Raw genomic sequence first — 24,877 nt, forward strand, 5'->3', positions numbered from 1 at the left:
TCATCCTGCCGGGGCGGCGATATCGTCAATCAGCAATTGCACCCCGTCGCGCCCCTGCCAGCTGTCACGGCGCAAATGCCCCAGAATATGCAGCGGTCGCCCGCCATGTTTCAGCAAGGCCTGCCCCATATCATTATCAAGACAGCGAAAGGCAATCGCCTTGAGCCGGCCCTGCCCGTTGCGCCCTGACAGGATGCATCGCACATGATCGGCCCCGACGACATCGGCCTTGATCACCCGGCAATCGGTAAAAACAAAACGCGGTTCGCCATTACCCGCCCCAAACGGCCCCAGTTTCTCAAGGGCCGCCACCAGATCCAGCGTCGCCCCCATCGCATGCAGCGCACCATCGACACTGAATGTTGGACGAATATCATGTTCGGCCATCAGACGGGCAAAGCGTTCTTCAAGGAATTCTTCAAAGGCCGGGACTTTTTCCGGTTCAATCGAAAAACCGGCCGCCATGCCATGCCCGCCGCCATTGATCAAAAGCCCGGATTGCCGGGCCGCAATGATCGCCGCCCCCAGATCAATGCCGCGCACCGACCGCGCCGATCCCTTGAACACGCCATCAACCTGCCCCATCACCAGGGCGGGAACGTGATAACGATCCTTCAGCCTGCTGGCAACAATGCCGATCACGCCGGGATGCCATCCTTCCGCCCCGACCAGCACCAGCGCGCCGACCCGCTGTTTTTCCTCGACCTGACGGATCGCCTGATCCAGCACGAAATCCTCAATGCTTTTGCGTTCGCGGTTATACTCATCCAGCCGCTTTGCAATTTCCTGTGCCTGCGCCGGATCGTCGTCCGATAACAGGATGGTACCCGATGATGCCTCGCCCACCCGGCCCCCGGCATTGACCCGTGGCCCCAGGATAAAGCCCAGATGATAGGCCCCCGGCGTTTCATTGACCCCGGCAATATCGGCAAGGGCGGCCATGCCGACATTATGACGATGGCGCAAAATTTTCAGGCCCTGGGTGACAAAGGCGCGGTTCAGGCCGCGCAACGGCACCACATCACACACCGTCCCCAACGCCACCAGATCCAGCCAGTTTCGCAAATCGGGTGCGACATGGCCGCTTTTCTCAAACCAGCCCGCCGCCTTTAATTCGCGCAAAACCGCCACCGACAGCAAAAACGCCACCCCGACGGCGCATAAATGCCCAAGGCCGCTGTCATCATCCAGCCGGTTGGGATTGACCACCGCAATCGCCGGGGGCAATTCCGGCTCGGCCGCATGATGATCGACGACAATGATTTCCAGCCCGGCATCATGGGCATCCTGCAACGGGGCATAGGCCGTCACCCCGCAATCAACCGTCAGAACCAGCGTCGCCCCGCGCCGCTGCAAATCCAGCAGGGCAGCACTGTTGGGGCCGTATCCTTCTTTCAGGCGGTCGGGAATATGGACAACAACATCACTGCCCACCGCCCGGAAAAACCGTTTCAGCAAGGCCGTGCTGGTGGCGCCATCGACATCGTAATCGCCAAAAACCGCAATTTTTTCCCCGGCCTGTACGGCACCCGCAATCCGTTTCGCCGCTTTTTCCATATCGCGCAACACAAAGGGATCTGGCATCAGATCGCGCAGGGTCGGGTTCAGAAAACTTTCGGCATCGTCAAGGCCAATGCCACGCGCCGCCATCACCCGCCCGACAATTTCCGGCACGCCAAACCGTTGTGCCAATGTCGCGCCCAGCCGGTCGTCAATATCGCGTTCCCGCCACCATTTGCCGGTTACGGATCGCTCGATCCCCATGAAAGTTCTGTCGTCGGATTTTTGCATCATGCCTTCTGGATATCGCAAAGCAGCCCCGGCTCAAACCCCAAAATCAGCATGGCTTGTCCGCCCGGCCATTTCGTGCAAAATACATCCGGTGATTGCAGAAAAATAACATCAGGAACCCCGACATGACCGGCAAACCGGCCCGTATCAGCTATAGCATCCTGTGCGTTCTCGCCGCCCTGATGTCGTTCCCGTTTGTGATGTTTTCCCCGATGATGTTTGCCGCCCCCGGATCGGGTGACAATCCCTATACCCATTTGCTGTTTTATTCGGTGCTGCTGTTTCCGGTCCTGGCCATTGCCGGGGCGATCCTGCCGTGGATTTTCAAACGTTGGCAAAAGGCCATCTGGTTTTACACCCTGCCGGTATTTGGCTTTGCCCTGTTCATACTGATGATGGTGCTGATGGAAACGCAATGCGGCGGTGATTTTTCCTGCGATATGTAAAAGGTTCGCCCGTCATGACAGTACAGACCTCACACAATCCCCTCATCCGCAGCGATCATCGCCAGACCATGTGCGACGGACAAAAACGGCTGGCCGATTTCAAGGCGGTCCTTGCCAAAGGTATCCTCGAACAGCTTGCGCACCGCAGGCACATAGGATGTGCCGCCGGTCATAAACACCTTTGAAATGTCGCCGGGCCTGACCCGTGCCTGTGTCAGGCAATTGTGTGCGGCTTTTTCGATCTCGGTAATGTCGGGACTGATCCAGCTTTCAAAATCCTGACGGGTCAGTTTTTCTTCGATCTCGACCCCGCCATGTTTGAAGGCCAGAATCGTGCTGTCATGTTCCGACAGTTCCGCCTTGGCCTTTGCCACCGCCTGATACAGAAAGAACCCCATTTCTTCTTCGATGATCGTCAGTAAATCTTCGATATCATCGGCCTTGTCGGCCGTTCGGATAATCGCCCGGATGTCATTAAGGGTGCGCGGATCGCGCATCATCGACAGATTATGCCAGCGAGAAAAGGCGGTGAAATATTGCCGGGGGACCGGCAAGGTGCTGCCCATCCATTTATAGGTGCTGCCAAAACCCAGACGTTGCCACACCGCATTTTGAATGATGCGGTAATCAAAACTGTCGCCCGCAATGCCAAGGCCGGTATGGGCCAGTGCCGTCACCCCGGCAGTGCCCATATCGGGCGTAAAGCGGATAACGGAAAAGTCGCTGGTGCCGCCGCCAAAATCGGCGACCAGAAAGGTTTCGGGTTTTTGCAAGGTCCGGCCATAATAATAGGACGCGGCCAGTGGCTCATACACCATGCGAACCACATCAAAATCCGCCAGTTCATAGGCATTGCGCAGGCGATTTTCGGCAAAATCATTGTCCGGGGCCGCCCCGGCAAAGGAAACCGGTCGACCGGAAATCACCCGATGCCCCAACCGGCCCAAACTGTTTTCGGCATGGTGGTGGATCTGACGCAAAAACAGTGCAATCAGTTCTTCGAGCGCAAAGGCCCGGCCAAAAATTTCAGTCCCCTTGAAATCCTGTGCCGCCAGATAGGATTTGATCGACTGGATCAGGCGGCAATCCTGGCTTTCACGCTGATATTCGGCAATGGCGAACGGCCCCGAACAGCTTCTGAGGTCCGAGCGCGCCCCGCGTTCGGTCAGATGTTGTTCTTCCCACAAATACAGGATGGTGCGGTAGGTGTCGAAATGACTATCGCCGACATTATAAACAGCAGACCGCACATTCCCGTCCGTATCGGCAACCGCCAGGACCGAATTGGTGGTGCCAAAATCAAGGGCAATAATTTCGGACATTGAGGCACCCCGCCATAAAAAGAGATCAAAAAACACAACGGGGACGCCAAAGCGCCCCCGTTATCACATCGGGTCTGTGGTTTTTACTTGTACCAGATCTTGCGGCTGAAATCATGCACGGCACGGACATAGCGCACGGTGCCGCTTTGGCTGCGCATCACGATGCTGTCGGTTTCGGCCCCATTGGCAAAACGGCGCACACCGCGCAACATCGCGCCATCGGTGACACCGGTGGCGGCAAACATCACATTGCCGCGTGCCAGATCGGTCAGCTTGTAAATGCGGGTCAAATCTTCGATGCCCCATTTTTTCGCACGGGCAATTTCATCGTCATTGCGAAACACCAGACGGCCCTGAAACTGACCGCCGATGCAGCGCAGGGCGGCGGCGGCAAGCACACCTTCGGGCGCGCCACCGGTTCCCATATAAATATCGACGCCGCTGATTTTTTCAGATGTTGCAATCACACCGGCCACATCGCCATCATCAATCATCATGATGCGCGCCCCGGCTTCGCGGGTTTTGGCAATCAGTTCTTCGTGGCGCGGACGATTAAGAATACAGGCCACCAGATCGGAAACGGCACAGCCGCGTGCCGATGCCAGATTGCGCAGATTCTCACCCGGGCTGGCGTCCAGATTAACGACGTCTTCGGGCAGGCCGCCACCGACCGCTATTTTTTCCATATAGGTATCGGGCGCATTCAAAAACCCACCCTTTTCGGCCATCGCAACCACGGCCAGCGAATTTGGGCCACCGGTCGCACAGATGGTCGTGCCTTCCAGCGGATCAAGGGCGATGTCGATTTCCGGGCCATTGCCGGTGCCGACTTCTTCACCAATGTAAAGCATCGGCGCTTCGTCGCGTTCGCCTTCGCCAATGACGACAGTGCCGCGGATATCCATGCTGTTCAGCGCATTGCGCATGGCGTCAACGGCGGCCTGATCGGCGGCCTTCTCATCGCCACGGCCCATCTGCACCGAACAGGCAAGCGCAGCAGCTTCGGTGACACGGACAGTTTCAAGCGCGAGGTTACGATCCATCTGTAAGGTCCTTGTTTTCTGTTTTCCCGGCGGGGTTCCGGTTGCCCGGAACTTTGCGCCCCGCAGGTTTAACCTTGCGGGGCGCTTATGTCTTTTTTTTGTTTTGTTACGCTGTAAAACTTTCGATACGAATCAGCACCGGCGGCTGGGAATTGCTTTCAAAGGCTGAAATTTCTGCCAGTGCCGCCGTCATCGCCCCTTCGCCGGTTTCGTGGGTGACAAAAACCACCGGCACAACGCCGCCGTCGGTTTCTGCACGGCCATGCTGCAACATCGAGGCCACCGACACGCCATGTTTCGCAAGGGCCGCCGTAACACCGGCCATGACACCTGGACGATCCCAAACCATCAGGCGCAAATAATAAGGCCCGCTATGTTTTTCGAGCGAGGCCCGCACATTTTTGCGCAGGCGTTTGGCCGGAACGCCAAAAACCGGCGCAATGCGGCCTGCGGCAATATCGATAATATCGGCAACCACGGCCGATGCGGTCGGACGTTCCCCCGCCCCGCGACCTTCCAGTACCAGTGATCCGATATAATCACCTTCGATGGCCACGGCATTAAAAACGCCTTCGACCTTGGAAATCGCGGTAGATTTATCGACCATCACCGGCGATACACGCTGTTCGATTCCTTCGGCGGTTTGTTTGGCAATGCCCAGCAATTTGATGCGATAGCCCAGTTCTTCGGCATATTCGATATCAAGGGCCGATACCTTGCGAATGCCCTCGACCGCGACCGCATCAAAATCCACCTCGATCCCGAAGGCCAGACTGGCCAAAATCGCCAGTTTGTGCGCGGCATCAATGCCATCCACATCAAAGGTCGGATCGGCTTCGGCATAACCCAGTTTCTGGGCTTCGGCCAGAACATCGGCAAAATCGCGGCCCTGTTCGCGCATGGTGGTCAGGATATAGTTGCAGGTGCCGTTCAGAATGCCGGTCACACGCGATACCGCATTGCCCGCCAATCCTTCGCGCAGCGCCTTGATCGCCGGAATACCCCCGGCAACGGCGGCTTCGTAGGCGATGGTGACATTGTTGGCCTCGGCGATGCGCGCCAGTTCGGCCCCGCGCGTTGCCATCAGGGCCTTGTTGGCGGTGACGACATGCTTGCCGTTTTCAAGGGCAATTTTGCAAACATCCCAGGCAATCCCGTTCGATCCGCCGATCAGTTCAACCACAACATCAACATTGTCATCCCGGGAAATATCGCGGGCATCTTCGTACCAGGTCAGGCCATCGGTCGCAAAGCCACGGTCACGGGTACGATCCCGCGCCGATACCGCCGTCACCACGATCTGACGACCACAACGATCGGTCACCATGTCGCGATGTTCGCTTAACAGCTTTACCGTTCCGGCCCCGACTGTGCCGAGACCCGCCACTCCGATTTTGACAACCTCGTTCACGATAGCTCCTTTTTTTGCACCGGCAGGCGTATCCGGGAATCCCCGAATACGCCCGATGCAGTGTTATCGAATATCAGCGCGATTTCTTCAACAGTTCACGTGCAGAATTTATATCCGGACATTTCTGGAAGAATTGCCTGATGTTGCGATTGGCCTGCCGGATGCGATGTTTGTTTTCCACCAGCGCAATCCGGACATGCCGGTCACCATATTCGCCAAAGCCAAGACCGGGTGCCACTGCAACCCCGGCTTCCTGCAACAGCAGTTTGGAAAATTCAAGCGACCCCAGTTCGGCAAAGGCATCGGGAATCGGTGCCCACGCAAACATCGTCGCCTGCGGTGACGGGATGTTCCATCCCGCTGCCTGCATCCCGTCGATAAAGATATCGCGCCGTTCGCGATACAGATTGCGGAACCCTTCGACACAATCCTGCGGCCCGTTCAGCGCCGCCGTTGCCGCCACCTGAATCGGGGTAAAGGCACCGTAATCCAGATAGGATTTGATCCGCGTCAGGGCATTGATCAGTTTTTTGTTGCCAGTGGCAAACCCGATCCGCCAACCCGCCATCGAATAGGTTTTCGACAGCGAATAAAATTCAACGGCGATTTCCTTGGCCCCCGGCACTTGCAGGATCGAGGGCGGCGGATTGCCGTCAAAATAAATCTCCGAATAGGCGATATCGGACAGGATATAGATTTCATGCTGACGGCAGAAATCGACGGCTTCTTTGTAAAACGCCAGATCAACCGTCAGGGCCGTCGGATTGGCCGGAAAATTCAACACCACCGCACTGGGTTTCGGCACTGAATGTTTCACCGCACGATGCAACTGATCCATGAAACTTTCGGCATTGAACAGACCCTGTTCATCATGGGCAATCGGGATGTGGCGCAACGCCGCCCCGGCAATGATGAAACCAAAGGCATGAATCGGATAGCTGGGATTGGGGACCAGAATGATATCACCGGGGCTGGTGATGGCCGCAGCCAGATTGGCAAGACCTTCTTTTGATCCCAGTGTGACCACGGTTTCGGTTTCCGGGTCGATATCGACACCAAAACGCCGCCCGTAATACGCCGCCAGCGCCTTGCGCAAACCGGGAATGCCGCGCGACTGGGAATAACCATGCGTGCTGGGATTCTGGACGGTTTCGACCAGTTTATCGACAATATGCTGCGGGGTGGCCGGGTCGGGATTACCCATGCCGAAATCGATAATGTCCTCACCCGCTCGCCGCGCCGCCGCCTTCATTGCATTGACTTCAGCAAAGACATAAGGCGGCAGGCGTTTAATGCGGTGAAAGTCCTGGGACATCATCCATTTCCCTTGTGATGGACGGGTAACGCAACTTTATGCGAAAAATCCGACCTCGAATTGAAAAAAATTGCGTGCCGCCCGGCTAAAACCCAGCGGCACGCCATACAATTCGAAGGATGTACCTTTTTTGGGATCAATAATCCATAAAGATTTCGACGCGACGGTTTCCAGCTTCACCGGCCGGAACCCCTTCATAATAGCGCGGCTCCATCGATCCGAGCGCCCCGACAAAAATTGCATCGGTATTAACCCCGAGCGCAATCAGACGATCCACCACCACAGATGCCCGGCGTTCGGAAACCTGACGGTTGACCTCGATATGCCGGTCGCGGTCCATATTGCCGGTCCGCATCGAAGCATGGCCGATCACGCGCAGGATACCGCCATTCTGTTGCCAGCTTTGCGCGACCTGTCGCAACACAGACTCGTCATTGGCAGACAATGCTGCTGCACCATAGCCAAACTGGATCTGGGCGATTTGCGTTGAATTATAGGCGCTATCAAGACTGTCCAGCGACCGCACGCCCAGACGGGCGGCCAGAACGGCATTGTCGGAATCGCTGTTGATCGCACCGATATCGCCATAGGTAGACGCCCCGATATAACCGACATTGCGGCCTTCGATGGTGCTGGAGCCAAGCTGGCTTTCATCGACAATCACATTGCCGTCATTATAAACGGACGGATCAAAATTCTGGCCGCTGTCAACCGGGGTATAGCGTGGTGGCTCATTGGCAAACACACCTTCCCCCTCGGCAAGGCGGCGCTGATATTGATCCTGCACGGCGTCGCCAGACGGCGCGATAACCGTCGTCGGGACCGGTGCTGATGATGGTTCGGCAAGGGCTTCGGCGCGATCCGGCACCGGTGCTGGTGCCGGAACTGGTGCTGGCGCAGCACTGCCCGATGCCTTGGCATTCCATTCATCGGCAATGCGCGATCCGCTGGCCGTTGTCTGGGTTGTTGTGCTTTCGGCGGTTTGCGCCGCAGGGGCCGGTGCAACAGGTGCAGGCGCGGCCGGGGCCGGCGTCGGAATCACTTCGGCAACAGGTGCTGGTGCTGGCACTGGCGCAGGAGCGGGTGTCGGTGCCGGGGCGGCTGCCGTTCTGGCCGCCGGGGCGGGCTGCAATGGATTGACCGGCGGGGTGCTTTGACGACGACCGCCCTGATCATAGCGGGCATTGGCGCGATCCGCCGCCAGCCCCTGAACCAAGGCATCGCGTTCGGCATCGCCGGTGACAACCGGTTTGGCCGGGGTATCGGCAAGACGCGGATAATCGCCATCTTCACCGGGAATCGGTTCGTCGGATTTTCCGCCATTGGCGTCCCCGCCGTCAAAAGCATCGCCGATGCTTTTGCCCCATTCGACCGGATTAAGGGCGTCTGGCACCGAGGAACAAGCCCCCAGCATCAATATGATTGCCAGTGCCGACCCGCATTTCAGGAATCGCCGGGTGATCGGCTGCTGCTGCCGGTGGTCCGAGGTCGGTTTCAGGACGCTCATATTTATTCGCCGCTCCAAAAAAATGCCTTGCTGAAACGTTGTTATCACCTGTTACGATAAAAACGTCACCCTTATATCTCTTGTATCATCCCCTGACGGCACGTTAAGACTGTAGATACACTGTCAGGTCCGAATATCAATCCGTGTTGTTCATTTAACAAGCCGATATGACGGACGATATCATAAGGAATGCGCCATGACCGATCAACAGGGCAGCGACACCGCAATCCATCAACCAACCCCCGAAGAACTTTCCGCAACAATGGCGGAAATAGCCGAAAGAAGTCAAAGACTTGTTGCTGAATTCCTTGCAAAACAGGGAAAAGACGGGGAAATTGCCGATCCTGATCCGTTAAATATCGGTTCCGCCTTTATGGAACTGACCAGCAACATGATGAAGAATCCAACCAAAATGGTCGAAGCGCAAATCGACCTGTGGCAGGATTATTTTCAGCTTTGGCACAATACCACCATGCGGATGATGGGGCAGGAATCCGAACCGGTGGTGACCCCACCCAAAGGCGACCGGCGGTTTCGGGATTCGGCATGGGAACAAAACGAACTGTTTGATTACATCAAGCAATCCTATCTGCTGTCGTCGCAATGGATGCAAAACACCGTCCACGACGTGGATGGGCTGGACGAAAAAACCGCCCAGAAGGTTGATTTTTATACCCGCCAATTTGTTGATGCCATTTCACCGACCAATTTCCTGATAACCAATCCCGAGGTCCTGCGCACCACCCTTGAAAGTGGCGGCGAGAACCTCGTCAAAGGCTTGCAGAACCTGTTATCCGACCTTGAACGCGGCAAGGGCAAACTGCAAATCAGCATGACCGATCTTGATGCCTTTAAGGTCGGCGAAAATGTTGCTACCACGCCCGGCGCTGTGATTGGCAAAACGCCGCTGATGGAATTGCTGCAATATACCCCTTCGACCGACAAGGTCGCCAAACGCCCTTTGATGATCGTGCCGCCATGGATCAACAAATATTACATTCTGGATTTACGCCCGGAAAATTCCTTTATCAAATGGGCGGTTGATCAGGGCCACACGGTTTTTGTCCTGTCATGGGTCAATCCGGACGGCGAACTGGCCGAAAAATCGTTCGAGGATTATGCCCGCGACGGCATTCTGGCCGCCCTTGAGATGATCAAAAAAGCCACGGGCGAAGATGATGTCAACGCCATCGGCTATTGCCTGGGCGGCACCCTGCTGGCCTCTACCCTTGCTTATATGGCAAAAAAGGGAGATGAACGGATCAAATCGGCAACCTTCCTGACCACCCTGACCGATTTTGAAAAACCGGGCGAATTGTCTGTTTTTGTCGATGAAGAACAGATTGAATCGCTGGAACACCGCATGGAAAAGGACGGGTTTCTGGACGGGCGCGACATGGCGATGTCGTTCAACATGTTGCGCGCCAATGATCTGATCTGGTCCTTTGTCGTCAATAATTACATGCTCGGCAAGGATCCGTTCCCGTTCGACCTGCTGTACTGGAATTCCGATTCCACCCGCATGCCCAAGGCGATGCACAGTTTTTATCTGCGCAACATGTATCATCAAAACCTGCTGCGTGAACCGGGCGGCATCAGCATAATGGGCGAGAAAATCGACCTGCGCGATATCAAAATCCCGGTTTATTTCCTGTCCACCCGCGAAGACCACATTGCGCCGTGGCAGGCAACCTATGCCGGAACGCAATTGATGTCCGGGCAGGTGAAATTCGTTCTGTCGGCGTCGGGTCATATTGCCGGGGTGGTCAATCCGCCTGCGGCGAACAAATATTGCCACTGGACCTATAACCGCAATCCGGCCAGTCCCGATCAGTGGCTGGCGAAAGCAACCCAGCATGACGGATCATGGTGGACCGACTGGCAAAACTGGATCAGTCGCCGCGCCGGGGGTGAAATTCCGGCCCGCAAACCGGGCGATGGCAAGATGAAGGTGCTGGGCCCGGCACCGGGCGAATATGTCAAGGTGCGGGCCTGATTTACGGAATGGTATAATCACTGCAATCGGGGAGCGGCGCATCGGGCTGATAGATGCCCGCTTCCCGGTCAAAGTGAAATAGTCGGCTGTATGTGCATGCAGGGTCCGCTTCATAGGCCAGATCGGATTCCTTTAGCGGCGGCATTGTCGTTGAATCTGTGTGCAACGAAACCCCGCGCGGAAAGGACGAGGCTTCGGCATCATAACGCAACACCGGCAATCCATTCACCGTTTGGCGATCCGGTGTGATCGTCCCCTCCAGAACATATTCGTCATGACAAGCCCCCCGGCGATGACCCATATCCTGTTCGTTAAAACAGGCCCGGATCATTTTGTAAGTTGATGCGGGCACGGAAAGAACGGTTTTGGCGGCTTCGGTCCCCATCGGGGAAATGCGGATCATCTCCAGTATCGTCACACTGGCCCCGCCACCGGAATAGGATGCCCTTTCGCCGCGCTCAATCCCGATCAGAACCGGCCCCTCGGTAATTCCCTCTCCGCTTTCAGGACGGATTATACCGGGCCAGATTTCAAAGGATTCATCGTACCACGGGTCACCTTCATTGGTGGACAACGCCATCTCGCCAACGGTTTCACCACCATTTGTAACGATCAGCCCGACGTCACCTTCCCCGCCCGAAATCATACCAACGCACCACTGCCCGTCTTTCGTGCAAAGCTGTTGCTCCGTTGCGCCGACCATAAGTTCTTCCAGAACATAAACCGGCGATGCCGCCTTTGCCTGCCCGAACATCACAAGCAAGGCAAGGATACCCGGCAAAACGGAAACAAGGCGGGGGCGGCTGAAAACATGCATTTTTTGGTTTATCCGACAATCGGCTGGAATACGGCGCAAACCCTAACAGCAGCGTTAATCTGGTTCAATATATTGAATTATCGATCCAATTATGCCTTTGTTGAATCGCAGAACACAACAAAACGGACATTCATCCCATGTCGCAGACAATCAGCTTTCTGGGCGCAGGTCGCATGGCATCAGCCATGATCACCCATCTTTTGGAACAGGGTTTTGCGGTCAAGGTCTGGAACAGAAGCCCGGATAAAATCGCCCCGCTGGTTGCAAAGGGGGCTGTTGCCTGTGCAACACCGGCGGATGCGGCGAAGGGTGTTAACACTGTTATCTCCTTCATGGCTGATGACGATGCCGCCCGTGCCGTCTGGCTGGGCCCGGATGGGGCGCTTGCCGCCCTGCAACCCGGCACGCTGGCGATTGAATGTTCCACCCTGTCGCACGGTTTTGTTCTGGACTTATCACAACAGATCGAAGCCGCCGGACACACTTATATCGATGCGCCGGTCACCGGCGTTCCGGCCGATGTCGCGGCGGGCAAAACGGTGTTTCTGATCGGTGCCACGCCAGAATCCCTTGAACGTGCCCGCCCCGTCATGGCAAAGGCCGGTGACCGGATCGTTCATTTCGGGCCGATTGGATCGGGCACAGTTTACAAGCTGATGCATAATCTTTTGGGCGCGGTGCATATTGCGGCCGTGGCCGAACTGGTCGCCGTGGCGCAAAAGGCCGGGCTGGACGGCGACATGGTTGCCGACACCTTTGCCAAAGGGGCAAATGTCAGTGCTTCCGGCATGATGACCATTCCCGGCATGATCAGCGGCAATCATCACGAAAACATCCATTTCACCACGGCCCTGCGCGCCAAGGATGCCAATTATGCCCTGCGGCTCGCCGATGAATTTGGCATTGCCTTGCCGGTTGGTACGGCCGCAACCGGAATATTTGACCGTGCCACCAAAGCAGGCCTTGGTGATCTGGCACAAAGTGCGGTGATTGACATTTTGAAAGACAGATAGGCTATTTCTGTTTCTGTGCGGCGGTTTCCTGTTCCGCCAAAAGCGGTTCATACCGTTCATCCGTCAGGGTTTTCAGAAATGCCACCAGGGCATCAATGCGCTTGTTATCAAGGGCATCCCCCTGTTCCAGTTCGGTCAGGGAAACCGTTTCAGGTATTTCGGCATCGCCCCAAGGTTCACCGGTTTCAGGGTTGATCTGGGCCGATTTGGCGCGGCTGTTGAATTTGTTGTAAAATTTGATCACGGTGCGCAGATCGGCAAAGACGCCGTTATGCATATAAGGCCCGGTCACCGCGACATTGCGCAAGGACGGCGTTTTGTATTTGCCGCGCATTGCCGGGTCGTCAATCGCCGGATGATCCAAAAGGCCATTATCGGTAAAATCCGGGTCCTTGCCCAACGTAACCCGCATCGCCACATTGCGCGGCACGCCAATATTGTGATGTTCGTAATTGGAAAACATTTCGCCTTCCGATCCCGGTGTCGGTTTTAACTGATGGCAGGTGTTGCAGTTGGTAAATTGCTGCGAGAAAAACAAAACCTGTCCCAGTTCTTCCTCGGGCGTCATTTTGTATTCACCACGCAGCGACCGGTCATATTTCGATGAAAACGGCGCAAATTCATCGGTTTTCTCGAAGGCGGCAATCGCCTGTGTCATCGCGTCATAGGCATGATCAGGATCGTCCCAGATATTCTTGCCAAACAGCGCGTCAAATGCCGCGATATAATCGTCATTTTCCTGCAAACGGGCAGTGATATCGGCCTTGCTGGCCATGCCCATTTCAATCGGATTCAATGGCGGACCCCCGGCCTGTTCGGCAAGGTCCCGCGCCCGCCCGTCCCAGAATTGCCCGCCAACCGCAACGCCTTCTGCGGTAATGTGAAAGTCGGGCGAAAACATCGCATAGGCCGCCGATGGCGCATTGCGATCCCCCAGCGATGCACCATCATCGCCCAACGAATACGCACCACCGGCAATATCGCTACGCGGGTCACGAAACGCCGTTGCCGGGTCATGGCAACTGGCACAGGACTGGGTGCGATTTTGCGACAGGTTGGGATCGAAATAAAGGGCCGCCCCCAAATCCGGCAGACTGGAAAATGCCAGCGGTTCCGCTGCCATCACCCCGCCCGGTCCCGTTACACAGAGTAAAACACCCCACAATGCAGGACGCCGCAACACGGTGGAAAACAGGGCAGATACAGGATGCTTCATGGTGACATGTCCGGGCTGACTGGATGCAAATCATTCTGACTTGCCATATAGCACCCCTATTTGCGCCATCCATTGATCAACGTCAAGCCCACCCCCTTAATTTCAGGGCCGTAAAACATGCGCCCTGCGCCATCGCAGCAACGGCATCAATTGAACGGCAACAATCGCCAGCAGGATCAACCCGCACCCGGCATACTCGATCAATGCCAGACGTTCGCCCAAAAACAGCGCCCCGGCCATTGCGGCAAAAACCGCCTCGGCACTCATGATAATCGCTGCATCGGCGGCTTCGGTATGGTTTTGCGCCACACATTGCAGGGTAAAGGCCAGCCCCGCCGACATAATCCCGGCATACAGGATTTCAAACCCGGCCCCAAAAACTGCGGCAAAACTGACCTCTTCAAACCCGATGCCCATCATCATGCCAAGGACACCGGTGATGAAAAACTGCACAACTGCCACCGTCAGGGGCGCACGGGTGCGTTTGGCCATAATCCCGACCAGCACCACCTGACAGGCCCAGAAAAAGGCACAGCCAATGACCCAGAAATCACCCTCGCGCAGGGCACCAAGGTTGCCACCGCTTAGCAAATAGGTCCCTACAACGCACATCACCCCGCCCGGCCACACCGCCCAGTGCGGCACAATGCGAAACACCACAAGCGCCAGAATCGGCACCAGCGGCACATAAAACGCGGTGAAAAACGCGGCATTGGTAACCGTGGTATCCATGATGCCGATTTGTTGCAGGATTGATGCCAGAAACATCGACAACCCGGTCACCGCCAACCCGATCTTGTCGCGCCGGGCAAACCGATATCCCCCGGCATGCAAACGCACCACCTCGCGCAGGGCAAAGGGCAGCACAACCACGGTGCCCAGCAAAAACCGGATGCCGGTAAAATAAAACGGCCCGATACTTTCCATGCTGGTCTGCTGAACGACAAAGGTCGTCCCCCAGATCAGGGCAACAAACAGGATAAGGCCATTAGCCTGCCAGCGGGTCATCGTTTCCATCCAGAAAATGCGGTCTGATGCCGCAATTAGACAAGGTCCACACGCCGGATCACGGGCCAACCGCAATCCCGGCAATCAGTCCTGAATTTTGCCAAGATCGATGCGGTATTCCGCCGCCAATTCGGCATAACGTTCCGCCGAAACCCGGAAAGCCTCGATTTCATCGGGCCGTAAATCCCGAACCTTGCGCGCCGGAACCCCCGCCCACAATTCCCCGGACGGAATGCGTTTGCCCGGTGCCAGCAATGCCCCCGCGCCCAGCATCGCCCCGTCTTCAATCACGCAACCATCCATCACGGTGGCACTCATCCCGACAAAGCTGAGATTGCCAAGGGTGCAGGCATGAATAACCGCCGCATGTCCAATCGTCACATCATCGCCGATATAGGTGCCAAACTTGCCCTTGGCGACATGCACCATCGTCAAATCCTGTATATTGGTACGTGCGCCAATGCGGATTTCATGCACATCGCCGCGAATGACACAGCCAAACCAGATTCCGCTATCCGCGCCGATTTCCACATCGCCAATGATCGTCGCATTGGGGGCAATAAAGGCAGTGGGCGATAATGTGGGCATAACCCCGCGATACGGGAAAAGCATGGCGATGTTCCTTGAAACAGGGTGGCGTGACCTTGCGGCAAATCCTTATTTACAGGATCGACCGCGCCCCCGCCACCCGGAAACGGCAACATCCCCTATCGCGCAAACCGTTTGGCCCCAGCAACGCACATCACCACCCCTGCGGCAACCGCCACCATCATCGCGCTGATGGTTTCCGACAACAGGGCCGCTGCCAACATCAATCCGAAAAACGGCTGTAACAATTGCAATTGGCCGACGGCGGCAATCCCGCCCTGTGCCAGCCCGCGATACCAGAAGAAAAATCCGATCAACATGCTGAACACCGACACATAGGCCAGCCCGGCCCATGCCCGGGGGCCAATGGTGGCAAAAGAATCCGGCCGGGTGATGATACTGCCCGCCACCATCACCGGCAGGGACACCACCAGCGCCCAGCAAATCACCTGCCATCCGCCCAGATGCCGTGACAGTTTCGCCCCTTCGGCGTAGCCAAAACCGCAGACAATAATCGCCCCGATCATCAAAAGATCGCCCTGCCATAACCCCGCCCCACCCTGAAAGGCGGCAAACCCGGCCACCAGCAAACTGCCGAGCCCCGAAAACAGCCAAAAGGCAAGACGCGGGCGTTCCCCCGCCCGCATCACGCCAAATATCGCAGTGACCAGCGGCAACAGGCCGACAAAGATAATCGAATGGGCTGATGTGATATATTGCAGGGCCAGGGCGGTCAAAAGCGGAAAGCCGATCACAACGCCCAGCACCACCCCGCATAACGGCATCCAGTCCTGTTTTTGTGGGCGTTTCTGCCGCCAGAGCCATAACAGGACCGCCGCCATCAATCCGGCAATCGCCGCCCGCGCCAGCGTCAGAAATACCGGATCAAAATCCGCCACCGCCACCCGCGTTGCCGGTAACGATCCGCTAAAAATCAGAATGCCGATAAACCCGTTGATCCAGCCACCCGTCACTTTATCCATTCACAACCTCCGAAAACCAAAGGTTTGTTATGGATTGCATATGCGGATAATCCCAGACACAATACAGTACAATTATATCAAACTGTATTGAAACAAAAAGCATTACAGATGACCAGTATCACGATCGGCCACGGCACAAGCCGCACGGAACATGTTGCCACAACAATCCGAGACCGGATTGCGGCCAGATCCCTGTTGCCCGGTGCAAAGCTGCCCTCGATCCGGCGCTGTGCGGCCTTGCTTGGCGTGTCGAACTCCACCGTTGTCGGGGCCTATGACCGGCTGGTTGCCGAAGGAACAATTGCGTCGCGACCGGGGTCGGGGTTTTATGTGACCGGCCATATGGTCCCATTGTCGTTGGCGGAAATCGGCCCGAAACTGGATCGTGCGGTTGATCCGTTCTGGATTTCGCGGCAATCGCTGGATGCCGGGACGGATATGATCAAACCCGGTTGTGGCTGGTTACCTGCAAGCTGGATGCCCGAACAGGCCATCCGCCGGGCCTTGCGCAGCCTGTCACGCGCCAGTGACACCATCCTTGCCGATTACGGAACGCCACAGGGGTTATTGCCCCTGCGTCATCTTTTGGCGCGGCGTATGGCGGAATTTGGCCTCGAGGCCCCGCCAGAACACATCATGCTGACCGATTGCGGCACAGAAGCCATTGATCTTTTATGCCGGTTTTTGATCGAACCGGGCGACAAGGTTCTGGTTGATGATCCGTGTTATTTCAATTTTCAGGCCCTGCTGCGCGCCCATCGCGCCGATATCATCGGGGTGCCCTTTACATCCTCCGGCCCCGATCCCGAACAGTTCGCCGCCCTTGTCGGCATTCACCACCCCCGGCTTTATATCACCAATTCCGGCCTGCATAATCCGACCGGTGCCTCTCTTTCGGCGGCAACCACGCACAGGATATTGAAAACCGCCGAACAGCATGACCTGATCATTATCGAAGATGCAATTTTCGATGATTTTGAAAACACCCCGTCACCGCATCTTGCCGCCTTTGACGGGCTGAACCGCGTGATCCATATCGGCAGTTTTTCCAAAACCCTGTCGGCGTCGGTACGGTGCGGTTATATCGTCACCCGGCCCGACTGGATCGAGGGGTTGATCGACCTGAAAATCGCCACCACCTTCGGCAGCAACCGGTTATCCGCCGAACTTGTTCTTGCCCTGCTCAAAGACGGATCATACCGCAAACATATGGTCGCCCTGCGCGACCGCCTTGCCCGGACAATGTCGCAAACCGCCATCCGCCTGAAATCAATCGGCATCCATCCGATGATCGAACCGGGGGCCGGTCTGTTTTTATGGTGCACATTACCCGATCAGATTGATGCCGCCGATCTGGCACGCAAGGCACTGGCCGAAGGCATTGTTCTGGCGCCGGGCAATGTATTCAGCCTGTCACAAAATGCCCGCCACCATATGCGGTTTAACGTCGCGCAATGCGAAGATCCACGGTTGTTTGATTTTCTGATCCGCACCATACCGGAATGAAAAAGGGCGCATCGGCCAATGCAGATGCGCCCCTTTGAATCGGTTCAGTCTTGCTTACGGGAACAACGGTTCGATCTCAAGCCCCATGGTTTCCGGCAGGCCGAACATCACATTCATGTTCTGCACCGCCTGTCCCGATGCGCCCTTGACCAGATTATCCTCGACCGCAACGATAATCACCCGGCCCGGCACCCGGTCCTTCACCACGCCGATCAGAACATAATTCGATCCGCGCACATGACGGGTTTGCGGAGTGGTGCCAAATGGCAGAACCCGCACAAACGGTTCGTTTTCATAGCGTTTGGCAAGGGCATCGCTGATCTGCTCTGCCTGTACGCCATCGGCCAGTTTCACATAAATGCTTTCAAGGATGCCGCGGCTCATCGGCATCAGATGCGGCGAAAAATTGACCACCACATCACGCCCTGCCGCCCAGGACAGCCCCTGTTCGATTTCCGGGGCATGGCGATGCCCGCCGGTGCCATAGGCGTGAATGCCTTCGGTCACCTCGGCATACAAAATGCCTTCCTTGGGCGCCCGACCGGCCCCGGTCACCCCGGATTTGGCATCGATGATGATGTCATCGGCCAGCACCATCTTGCGTTCCAAAAGCGGAATCAGGGCCAATTGCACCGGGGTTGGATAACAGCCCGGATTGGCAACAACCCGTGCCTTGGCAATCTGTTCGCGGTGCAATTCGGTCAGGCCATAGACGACTTTTTTTTGCAAATCCTGTGCTGCATGTTCGGCACCGTACCATTCCTTGTAGGTTGCCGGATCAAACAGCCGGAAATCGGCCGACAGATCGACAACCTTGACCCGTTCGGGCAGACCGGCAATCACTTCCTGCGTCGTGCCATGCGGCAGGGCACAGAAAATCATGTCAACCATGCTCCAGTCGGCATCTTCGATGCGGATCATGGTTGGCAGGTGCAAATGGGCAAGATGCGGGAAAACCTCGCCGAACGGACGCCCGGCGCGTCGGTCTGCGGTCAACAGGGTAATGTCCGCAGCCGAATGATGCGCCAAAAGACGCACCAGTTCCGCCCCGGTATAGCCACTGGCACCGAGAATTCCGACTTTCACCTTAACGTCGTTCATATCAAATCTTGCTCCTTTTTCGGGGGTATCCCGTTAACATCGGGCGGATGGTGGCAAACCCTGCCCCCGGATGCAAGCAATTAGCGGGATTTTTGCCCCCTGCCCAACCACAGGAGATATGCAAAAACGGCATGGACGCAATAATCAGGGGCGTTGCGGTTTTTTCACCACCGCCGGGCAGGCCTGTTTTTCGGCGGGATGGGCACTGTCAAACCGTTCCACCGCCTGATATCCGGTTGATGACAAGACCGGGTAATCGGCGACAAAGCGATCATCGGACAGGCCAAACGAACTGGCTTTCAGCCCCGACCGGCTTTGCCACATGCGTTTATGGGCATCGGATAATGTGATTTTCGGGTCATCAATCAGGAAAATCGCATCGCGTGCCAGCCGGTCATTGAATTTATGTTGCGACGGCAACCACGCAGCAAGCTGCATGCGCAATTGCCCCGGCGTCGGTGCAACACGGGTGCGGGTGATAAAGCGGCCCATTTTCCCGATCAGATCAGACATATCCGAAGGCGGGGTGCTGCCGTGGGTGGCGCGGTCGATGAAAAATGCCAGATCGATTTCCGTCGGATCACGGCCCAATAATGGTTTGAGTTCCTGATACAGCCTGAAAAATCGCCGGATTTTGCCGCCATCGGCATTGGCAGCGTCATAAACCTCGCGGTAGGCTTCCTGTACTTCGGGCATCGAGCCAAACCGCGCAAACGAGGCCCGCAACGCCTCTCGCCGTTCGGGATTGATCCAGGCGGCACACAGAATATCGGCAACACTGTCTTCTGTGCCGAGAATCAGGCGGATGACCGTCTCGAATTCCGGACCAAAGGCTTTTTTGAGGATATCAGGATGGCGTTGTTCGGCGCGGAACATGATTTGCTGAATTTCCGCCCCATGCCCGGCAGTTGCCCCGCGCGGCCCCCACGTCATATAGGATTTGCGGTCGTTGGAATAACAAAACCGGTCGCCCTCGGCAAAGGTCTTGCCAGTGCGCGGATTGCGCGACTGGCAAAAATTGAACATCACCCGGTCATAATCCGTACCTTCAAGGGCAAAGGTCAATTGATTGGCACGTTCAATCGCATCGGGCAGCGGCACATGATCTGGCATCAGAGACCGCCACATGCCGACCGTGATCGCCCCCTTGCTGGCCGGGCCTTGCGCATGTTCATCCGCAAAAGGCGAACAGGTCAGAACATCCATCACCGCCCGCCGGGTATTTTCCCCCATAACGCCATCCGCCTTGCCATACTGGCTGGCCGATCCGCCACGGCACTGCGCCGCCGCATTGTACAAGGCTTGCTGAAACCCCGAAACCGCCCCGAATTTACCCAGTTTCAACGGTCGGCCATCCGGATAATACAACACCTGATCGTGCCCGGTGGCGTGGGAAATCCCCGCCGCACCCATCATCCATATTACCGTTGCAATCCGAAGCGACCACCGCCCCATATTCTGCATCCTCGCCCAAAGAGGCGACCTTTTTACCGTGATTTTCCTAAAAATCGCATAACAAAAAGGCCCGCTGAAACCAGCGGGCCTTCTCGCAAATCGCAATCGCGACAGCTTGTCGATTAACGCTTCGAGAACTGGAAGCTACGACGGGCTTTGGCGCGACCGTATTTTTTACGTTCAACCGCACGCGAGTCACGGGTGAGGAAGCCACCAGCCTTAAGCGGCTTGCGCAGTTCCGGCTCGAACAGGGTCAAAGCGCGGGAAATGCCGTGACGAACGGCACCGGCCTGACCAGACAAACCACCACCATTGACGGTGCAAACCACATCATACTGATCTTTGCGGTTGGCAGCGCCGAACGGCTGGTTGATCACCATGCGCAGAACCGGACGACCGAAGTAATCTTCGAATTCGCGGCCATTGACGGTGATTTTGCCCGAACCGCGTTTGATCCAGACGCGGGCAATGGCGTTTTTACGGCGACCGGTTGCATAGGAACGACCCAGCGAGTCGATCTTTGCTTCCGGCAAGGCTGCCTCGGCAGCAACGGTGCCGCCCTGAGCCAGATCCTTAAGATCCTTGAGATCTTCAAAAGTTTTGGTGTCGGCCATTACAACGCGCTCCGCTTGTTCTTGTCGTTCATCGCTGCAACGTCGAGAATTTCGGGCTGTTGTGCATCATGGGGATGCGCAGCGCCGGCATAAACGTGCAACTTGGAAAGAACCTGGCTGCGCAGCGGGCCACGGGACATCATGCGTTCAACCGCCTTGATGATCACGCGTTCCGGATGCGCACCGCCAAGGAGCTTGTCCATGGTGCGTTCCTTGATGCCGCCCGGATAGCCGGTGTGCCAATAGAACTTTTTGTCCTGAAGCTTGCGGCCGGTCAGCTTTACCTTTTCAGCATTGACGATGACGATATGATCGCCACAATCCATGTGCGGGGTAAACATCGCCTTGTGCTTGCCACGAAGACGATTGGCAACAATCGACGCAAGACGGCCAAGAACGACGTCTTCGGCGTCGATCACGAACCATTTGCGCTCGATGTCGCTGGGTGTTGCAGAGAAGGTCTTCATATATTTGATACCTGAACCTGTTTTCACGGAGGGAATCGCCCCTCGTTGAAAGTTGGCGCAGTATGCCAACATTAAACAGGAAAGCAACAACAATAAATCGTTATAAATCAATAACTTAAATAAAGTGGTATTATTTTACCACATCATTTTCCATTATTTTTCCGTCGGCGGCATCGCATAGGTCCCAACCACATGCGCACATAACGCATCATCCACCAGTGACCGGATATGGCATTCGGCAATCAAGAGCCGCCTGCCCGCTTTTAAAATCCGGGCTTCGGCCATCAGGTCGCCGGGTTTTGCCCCGGACAGAAAATGCACCGTCGCCTCGGTCGTTACCGCCAGATCGGCCCTCGGCACCACCAGCCACGCCACCGCATACAGCGCAATATCAGCCAGACCAAAAATCGCCGGGCCGCACACCACATTGCCGGGCCGGATGAAATCAGGTCGAAATGGCAGCCGTAACCGCGCCACGCCATCGCCAAGGCTTTCGGTCACAACGCCCATATTGCCGACAAACGGTACCTTGTCGCGCATGATCGCATCAAAATCAGCAGGGGTAATTCCGGTCTCTGTCATGATTTTCCTCCGGGGGCCGGAGGCAATTTAGACATGCCGTTTACGTCAACGTCAAGTCTTCTGACAGGCTGGTGCCACCATCGGCTATTTTCCAAGCTGGTTCAAAACCGGCATCATTTCAGAAATGGTCAGCACAAGCACATAACCAACCGCCACCGCCGCAATCATATAGGCCGCCATACGCGACAACCATTTCTGATAGCTGATCGTCTGTTGCGGATCGGGGGTCTTTTGGGATCTGGCCCGCGTCGTCCGGCCAGAACCGGCAGAAATATCCGGTTTTGCGGAAATATGCGGTTCAGAGTCCCGCACCCTGCGGGGGCGCGCATTGGTGACAACTTTTCGTTCGGTTTCCGGCAGGGCAATGCGGCCTTCGGTCGGCGCACCCGATACCGTGCCGTCAAGCTCATGAAACGGATGGGCATCGGCCTCATCGACGGCAGGCTGCCCCAGCGATGCACGATAGGAATCATAAACGCCTTCCGGCTCCCTGTCGTCATCGGCCTCCCCTTGCCCGGCCCCGGCAGTGTCAACATGAACCGGGTGGGGCTGTATGACAGGACGGGGGGCTAAAATCTGATGCTCCGCCGCCGCCATCCCCATAATACCCCGGCTTTGCAGACGGGCAACAACATCGGCTTTTTTACGTTCCCATTCCCAGTCAATCGCATCCTTGCGGTCATAGCGATTCATCCGTACCCGGGGTTTTGCCGATACAGGTTTGGCAGATTTGACAATTTTTGAAGACGGAACAAAAGGCGTTGGCGCTTTGGGCCGTCCGGAACCTTTATCGTTGCTCATTTTGTCCTGCCCCGAACAATTCCATATCGAACACAAAAACAGAGTGATCAGGAAACTATTATTGCTACCATAGGGTACAAAACCCAAAAAAGATTCGCAGTGTCATCCGTCACAGGGAGCCTGATAATGTCCGAAATTTCTCACCCGGCCTCCGGGCCTGTTTCCCGTCTTGATCACGATGCCGTCGCCATTCTGACGCTGGATCGTTCGCAATCGCGCAATGCCCTGTCGGGCGAAATGATGGCGGCCCTGCATGCCGCCCTTGACGATATCGCCCAAACCCCGGCGATCCGGGCCGTGATTCTGGCGGCCAATGGCCCGGTCTTTTGCGCCGGTCATGATTTGCGTGAAATGAATGCGATTACCGATTGCAACCGCCACGCGGCCCTGTTTGAACAATGCAGCGCCCTGATGATGCGGATTGTCACCTTGCCACAACCGGTTATTGCCCGCGTGCATGGCATGGCGACCGCCGCCGGGTGCCAGCTGGTCGCCAGTTGCGATCTGGCGGTTGCCGGGCGTTCGGCGCGATTTGCCACACCGGGGGTCAATATCGGCCTGTTTTGTTCAACCCCGATGGTCGCATTGTCGCGCAATATCCCGCGCAAACATGCCATGCGCATGTTGTTGACCGGCGATCCGGTGCCCGCCGATCTGGCTTTTCAGATGGGGCTGGTATCCGATGTCGTCGATGATGATAACCTCATTGCTGCAACCAATACCCTTGTCGCCCGGATTGCCGCCAAATCGGGATCAACCATCACCCTTGGCAAGGCCGCCTTTTACCGGCAGGCGGAAATGCCATTGGCGGATGCCTATAATTATGCGGCGCGCGTCATGACCGACAATATGCAAACAAACGACGCCCGCGAAGGCATTGGGGCCTTTGTTGAAAAACGTCACCCCGAATGGCGTCATGACTGACCGGAATCACACGGCGACCAATGACGGTCTGAGGGTCATCGCGCCGCTCAGACTGTCTCCTTGCTGCAAAACGCGCACATCACCATAATCTTTGAAATCAACGCGATTCTGCACATTGGGCACATGCGATACTGGTTCCAGACAAATCGCATCGCCCGATGGCGGCAGATAAACCTGCAAATTGCGCAATGTCTCATCCGCCCCGATCACCAACCGCACGCCATTTTCCGGCCAGATGATTTCGGCAATCCCCGTCCAGCCATGATAATGCGCATCCAGCCCGCGCTGACGCCGGGCCAGTTTGGGGTCGGAAAAATCGCGACCCAGATCAATCACCACCGGGGCCACCGGCAATTTTCCGTCATCATTGCGAAAACTGCCAAGGGCGGAAAAACAGATTTCCGCATCTTCGGTGGCATAAAACCACGGATGCAGGCCAATGCCATAGGGCATCGGACGGGCGGCCAGATGACTGACGCCAATTTCAATGCGCAAACCATCTCCCTCCGGCGTAATTTCCTGCCAGGCGACATAATCAAAACCGTTGGGCGATTCATCATACCGATGCTCCAAACGCAGCCGCGTGGCATCGCGTTTCATCACCTGCCAGTCGGCATAAAGGCCAAAGCCATGAATCGCATGCGGGTCCGGCGCGCGATTGGCCGGAACCGTAACCGTCCGGCCATCAAATTCAAACTGGCTGTGGGCCAGACGATTGGCAAACGGCACCAGCGGAAAACATCCCAAGGCAGACGGGTTACACGATAAAATCGCCTTTTTGTCAGCGGGACGCAACAACGGCACATACCCCTGCCCATCCGGGCGGTTCCAGTCAAGCCGCGTAATCGCCCCACCCCGCGGCAGCACGCCCACGCGAAAATCCCCGCACTGCCACAGGATTTCCGTGTCGGATTTTTTTTGCATGGTATCGCTTCCCGGTTTACGGTTAAATCGTATGATGACTTCACCAT

General features: G+C 56.4%; 23 protein-coding genes. 5 read left to right on the top strand and 18 right to left on the bottom strand.

All coding sequences use genetic code 11. The annotated features are described in order from the left end of the window. Positions 1-1,794, bottom strand: a complete 1,794-nt coding sequence (gene recJ, locus Q8O73_RS09045) for a single-stranded-DNA-specific exonuclease RecJ (protein ID WP_305557730.1) — start codon at positions 1,792-1,794, stop codon at positions 1-3. A 122-nt stretch (positions 1,795-1,916) separates the two neighbouring features. Here recJ and Q8O73_RS09050 point away from each other — a divergent pair, with 122 nt between their 5' ends. After that, positions 1,917-2,237: a hypothetical protein gene (locus Q8O73_RS09050; protein WP_305557731.1), complete on the top strand. Its 321-nt coding sequence runs from the start codon at positions 1,917-1,919 to the stop codon at positions 2,235-2,237. Positions 2,238-2,266: 29 nt separating this feature from the next. On the opposite strand, the gene Q8O73_RS09055 is transcribed toward Q8O73_RS09050, so the two are convergent. The 5 genes from Q8O73_RS09055 to Q8O73_RS09075 all read right to left on the bottom strand — a co-directional run bounded on the left by Q8O73_RS09055 (position 2,267) and on the right by Q8O73_RS09075 (position 8,835). Then, complete coding sequence (locus tag Q8O73_RS09055; RefSeq protein WP_305557733.1) at positions 2,267-3,559, bottom strand: Hsp70 family protein; 1,293 nt, start codon at positions 3,557-3,559, stop codon at positions 2,267-2,269. Positions 3,560-3,642: 83 nt separating this feature from the next. After that, the gene (gene glpX, locus Q8O73_RS09060; RefSeq protein ID WP_305557735.1) at positions 3,643-4,602 is read right to left on the bottom strand and encodes a class II fructose-bisphosphatase; all 960 of its coding nucleotides are present in this window, start codon (positions 4,600-4,602) and stop codon (positions 3,643-3,645) included. 106 nt (positions 4,603-4,708) lie between these two features. Then, a complete protein-coding gene (locus Q8O73_RS09065; protein ID WP_305557737.1) occupies positions 4,709-6,013 on the bottom strand; it encodes a homoserine dehydrogenase in 1,305 nt (434 codons plus the stop codon). A 73-nt stretch (positions 6,014-6,086) separates the two neighbouring features. Next, positions 6,087-7,331, bottom strand: coding sequence for an LL-diaminopimelate aminotransferase (locus Q8O73_RS09070; RefSeq protein ID WP_305557739.1), 1,245 nt, complete (start codon positions 7,329-7,331; stop codon positions 6,087-6,089). Between the two features lie 133 nt (positions 7,332-7,464). Further along, positions 7,465-8,835, bottom strand: coding sequence for an OmpA family protein (locus Q8O73_RS09075; RefSeq protein WP_305557741.1), 1,371 nt, complete (start codon positions 8,833-8,835; stop codon positions 7,465-7,467). Between the two features lie 196 nt (positions 8,836-9,031). Here Q8O73_RS09075 and Q8O73_RS09080 point away from each other — a divergent pair, with 196 nt between their 5' ends. Beyond that, positions 9,032-10,831, top strand: coding sequence for an alpha/beta hydrolase (locus Q8O73_RS09080; RefSeq protein ID WP_305557743.1), 1,800 nt, complete (start codon positions 9,032-9,034; stop codon positions 10,829-10,831). A gap of 1 nt (position 10,832) precedes the next feature. Here the strand turns inward: Q8O73_RS09080 and Q8O73_RS09085 are convergent, their stop codons facing one another. Beyond that, a complete protein-coding gene (locus Q8O73_RS09085) occupies positions 10,833-11,648 on the bottom strand; it encodes a hypothetical protein (RefSeq protein WP_305557744.1) in 816 nt (271 codons plus the stop codon). A gap of 137 nt (positions 11,649-11,785) precedes the next feature. On the opposite strand from Q8O73_RS09085, the gene Q8O73_RS09090 reads away from it, so the two are divergent. Further along, positions 11,786-12,661, top strand: coding sequence for an NAD(P)-dependent oxidoreductase (locus Q8O73_RS09090; RefSeq protein WP_305557746.1), 876 nt, complete (start codon positions 11,786-11,788; stop codon positions 12,659-12,661). Between the two features lies 1 nt (position 12,662). On the opposite strand, the gene Q8O73_RS09095 is transcribed toward Q8O73_RS09090, so the two are convergent. The 4 genes from Q8O73_RS09095 to Q8O73_RS09110 form a co-directional block, all read right to left on the bottom strand. After that, positions 12,663-13,877 (bottom strand): cytochrome-c peroxidase, encoded by a 1,215-nt coding sequence (locus tag Q8O73_RS09095; RefSeq protein ID WP_305557748.1) that lies wholly within the window; start codon positions 13,875-13,877, stop codon positions 12,663-12,665. Between the two features lie 102 nt (positions 13,878-13,979). After that, positions 13,980-14,885 carry a DMT family transporter gene (locus Q8O73_RS09100; RefSeq protein WP_305557750.1) on the bottom strand — a complete coding sequence of 302 codons (906 nt, stop codon included), beginning with the start codon at positions 14,883-14,885 and terminating at the stop codon, positions 13,980-13,982. Positions 14,886-14,969: 84 nt separating this feature from the next. Beyond that, positions 14,970-15,497: a gamma carbonic anhydrase family protein gene (locus tag Q8O73_RS09105; RefSeq protein WP_305557752.1), complete on the bottom strand. Its 528-nt coding sequence runs from the start codon at positions 15,495-15,497 to the stop codon at positions 14,970-14,972. Between the two features lie 95 nt (positions 15,498-15,592). Then, complete coding sequence (locus Q8O73_RS09110) at positions 15,593-16,456, bottom strand: DMT family transporter (protein ID WP_305557754.1); 864 nt, start codon at positions 16,454-16,456, stop codon at positions 15,593-15,595. A gap of 108 nt (positions 16,457-16,564) precedes the next feature. Here Q8O73_RS09110 and Q8O73_RS09115 point away from each other — a divergent pair, with 108 nt between their 5' ends. Continuing rightward, positions 16,565-17,962, top strand: a complete 1,398-nt coding sequence (locus Q8O73_RS09115; RefSeq protein ID WP_305557756.1) for a PLP-dependent aminotransferase family protein — start codon at positions 16,565-16,567, stop codon at positions 17,960-17,962. 54 nt (positions 17,963-18,016) lie between these two features. Here the strand turns inward: Q8O73_RS09115 and argC are convergent, their stop codons facing one another. From argC to Q8O73_RS09145, 6 genes are all read right to left on the bottom strand, one after another. Beyond that, positions 18,017-19,063 carry an N-acetyl-gamma-glutamyl-phosphate reductase gene (gene argC / locus Q8O73_RS09120; RefSeq protein ID WP_305557758.1) on the bottom strand — a complete coding sequence of 349 codons (1,047 nt, stop codon included), beginning with the start codon at positions 19,061-19,063 and terminating at the stop codon, positions 18,017-18,019. A gap of 144 nt (positions 19,064-19,207) precedes the next feature. After that, positions 19,208-20,479: a hypothetical protein gene (locus tag Q8O73_RS09125; protein WP_305557760.1), complete on the bottom strand. Its 1,272-nt coding sequence runs from the start codon at positions 20,477-20,479 to the stop codon at positions 19,208-19,210. 161 nt (positions 20,480-20,640) lie between these two features. Next, complete coding sequence (gene rpsI, locus Q8O73_RS09130; RefSeq protein WP_305557762.1) at positions 20,641-21,132, bottom strand: 30S ribosomal protein S9; 492 nt, start codon at positions 21,130-21,132, stop codon at positions 20,641-20,643. Beyond that, positions 21,132-21,599, bottom strand: a complete 468-nt coding sequence (gene rplM / locus Q8O73_RS09135; RefSeq protein WP_305557928.1) for a 50S ribosomal protein L13 — start codon at positions 21,597-21,599, stop codon at positions 21,132-21,134. The genes rpsI and rplM overlap by 1 nt, the downstream gene beginning before the upstream one ends. A gap of 153 nt (positions 21,600-21,752) precedes the next feature. Next, on the bottom strand, positions 21,753-22,181 hold the full coding sequence (locus tag Q8O73_RS09140; protein ID WP_305557764.1) for a PaaI family thioesterase: 429 nt from the start codon (positions 22,179-22,181) through the stop codon (positions 21,753-21,755). Between the two features lie 84 nt (positions 22,182-22,265). Continuing rightward, positions 22,266-22,874, bottom strand: coding sequence for a hypothetical protein (locus Q8O73_RS09145; protein ID WP_305557766.1), 609 nt, complete (start codon positions 22,872-22,874; stop codon positions 22,266-22,268). Positions 22,875-23,108: 234 nt separating this feature from the next. On the opposite strand from Q8O73_RS09145, the gene Q8O73_RS09150 reads away from it, so the two are divergent. Next, complete coding sequence (locus Q8O73_RS09150) at positions 23,109-23,906, top strand: enoyl-CoA hydratase (protein ID WP_305557768.1); 798 nt, start codon at positions 23,109-23,111, stop codon at positions 23,904-23,906. 6 nt (positions 23,907-23,912) lie between these two features. Here Q8O73_RS09150 and Q8O73_RS09155 read toward each other — a convergent pair whose 3' ends face one another. Beyond that, positions 23,913-24,830 (bottom strand): aldose 1-epimerase, encoded by a 918-nt coding sequence (locus Q8O73_RS09155; protein ID WP_305557770.1) that lies wholly within the window; start codon positions 24,828-24,830, stop codon positions 23,913-23,915. Between the last annotated feature and the right edge of the window lie 47 nt (positions 24,831-24,877).

Origin of the sequence: Thalassospira sp. (assembly GCF_030690045.1) — a bacterium.
Lineage (GTDB): Bacteria > Pseudomonadota > Alphaproteobacteria > Rhodospirillales > Thalassospiraceae > Thalassospira.

Excerpts from the sequence above, each read along its gene's own strand:
- Q8O73_RS09115 (WP_305557756.1), top strand. The coding sequence starts at position 16,565 with ATGACCAGTATCACGATCGGCCACGGCACAAGCCGCACGGAACATGTT.
- Q8O73_RS09080 (WP_305557743.1), top strand. The coding sequence starts at position 9,032 with ATGACCGATCAACAGGGCAGCGACACCGCAATCCATCAACCAACCCCC.
- Q8O73_RS09110 (WP_305557754.1), bottom strand. The coding sequence starts at position 16,456 with ATGGATAAAGTGACGGGTGGCTGGATCAACGGGTTTATCGGCATTCTG.
- Q8O73_RS09140 (WP_305557764.1), bottom strand. The coding sequence starts at position 22,181 with ATGACAGAGACCGGAATTACCCCTGCTGATTTTGATGCGATCATGCGC.
- Q8O73_RS09145 (WP_305557766.1), bottom strand. The coding sequence starts at position 22,874 with ATGAATCGCTATGACCGCAAGGATGCGATTGACTGGGAATGGGAACGT.
- Q8O73_RS09150 (WP_305557768.1), top strand. The coding sequence starts at position 23,109 with ATGTCCGAAATTTCTCACCCGGCCTCCGGGCCTGTTTCCCGTCTTGAT.
- Q8O73_RS09070 (WP_305557739.1), bottom strand. The coding sequence starts at position 7,331 with ATGATGTCCCAGGACTTTCACCGCATTAAACGCCTGCCGCCTTATGTC.
- Q8O73_RS09105 (WP_305557752.1), bottom strand. The coding sequence starts at position 15,497 with ATGCTTTTCCCGTATCGCGGGGTTATGCCCACATTATCGCCCACTGCC.
- Q8O73_RS09050 (WP_305557731.1), top strand. The coding sequence starts at position 1,917 with ATGACCGGCAAACCGGCCCGTATCAGCTATAGCATCCTGTGCGTTCTC.
- Q8O73_RS09100 (WP_305557750.1), bottom strand. The coding sequence starts at position 14,885 with ATGACCCGCTGGCAGGCTAATGGCCTTATCCTGTTTGTTGCCCTGATC.
- recJ (WP_305557730.1), bottom strand. The coding sequence starts at position 1,794 with ATGATGCAAAAATCCGACGACAGAACTTTCATGGGGATCGAGCGATCC.
- glpX (WP_305557735.1), bottom strand. The coding sequence starts at position 4,602 with ATGGATCGTAACCTCGCGCTTGAAACTGTCCGTGTCACCGAAGCTGCT.
- Q8O73_RS09075 (WP_305557741.1), bottom strand. The coding sequence starts at position 8,835 with ATGAGCGTCCTGAAACCGACCTCGGACCACCGGCAGCAGCAGCCGATC.
- Q8O73_RS09055 (WP_305557733.1), bottom strand. The coding sequence starts at position 3,559 with ATGTCCGAAATTATTGCCCTTGATTTTGGCACCACCAATTCGGTCCTG.
- rplM (WP_305557928.1), bottom strand. The coding sequence starts at position 21,599 with ATGAAGACCTTCTCTGCAACACCCAGCGACATCGAGCGCAAATGGTTC.
- Q8O73_RS09125 (WP_305557760.1), bottom strand. The coding sequence starts at position 20,479 with ATGATGGGTGCGGCGGGGATTTCCCACGCCACCGGGCACGATCAGGTG.
- Q8O73_RS09095 (WP_305557748.1), bottom strand. The coding sequence starts at position 13,877 with ATGAAGCATCCTGTATCTGCCCTGTTTTCCACCGTGTTGCGGCGTCCT.
- Q8O73_RS09155 (WP_305557770.1), bottom strand. The coding sequence starts at position 24,830 with ATGCAAAAAAAATCCGACACGGAAATCCTGTGGCAGTGCGGGGATTTT.
- Q8O73_RS09085 (WP_305557744.1), bottom strand. The coding sequence starts at position 11,648 with ATGCATGTTTTCAGCCGCCCCCGCCTTGTTTCCGTTTTGCCGGGTATC.
- argC (WP_305557758.1), bottom strand. The coding sequence starts at position 19,063 with ATGAACGACGTTAAGGTGAAAGTCGGAATTCTCGGTGCCAGTGGCTAT.
- Q8O73_RS09090 (WP_305557746.1), top strand. The coding sequence starts at position 11,786 with ATGTCGCAGACAATCAGCTTTCTGGGCGCAGGTCGCATGGCATCAGCC.
- rpsI (WP_305557762.1), bottom strand. The coding sequence starts at position 21,132 with ATGGCCGACACCAAAACTTTTGAAGATCTCAAGGATCTTAAGGATCTG.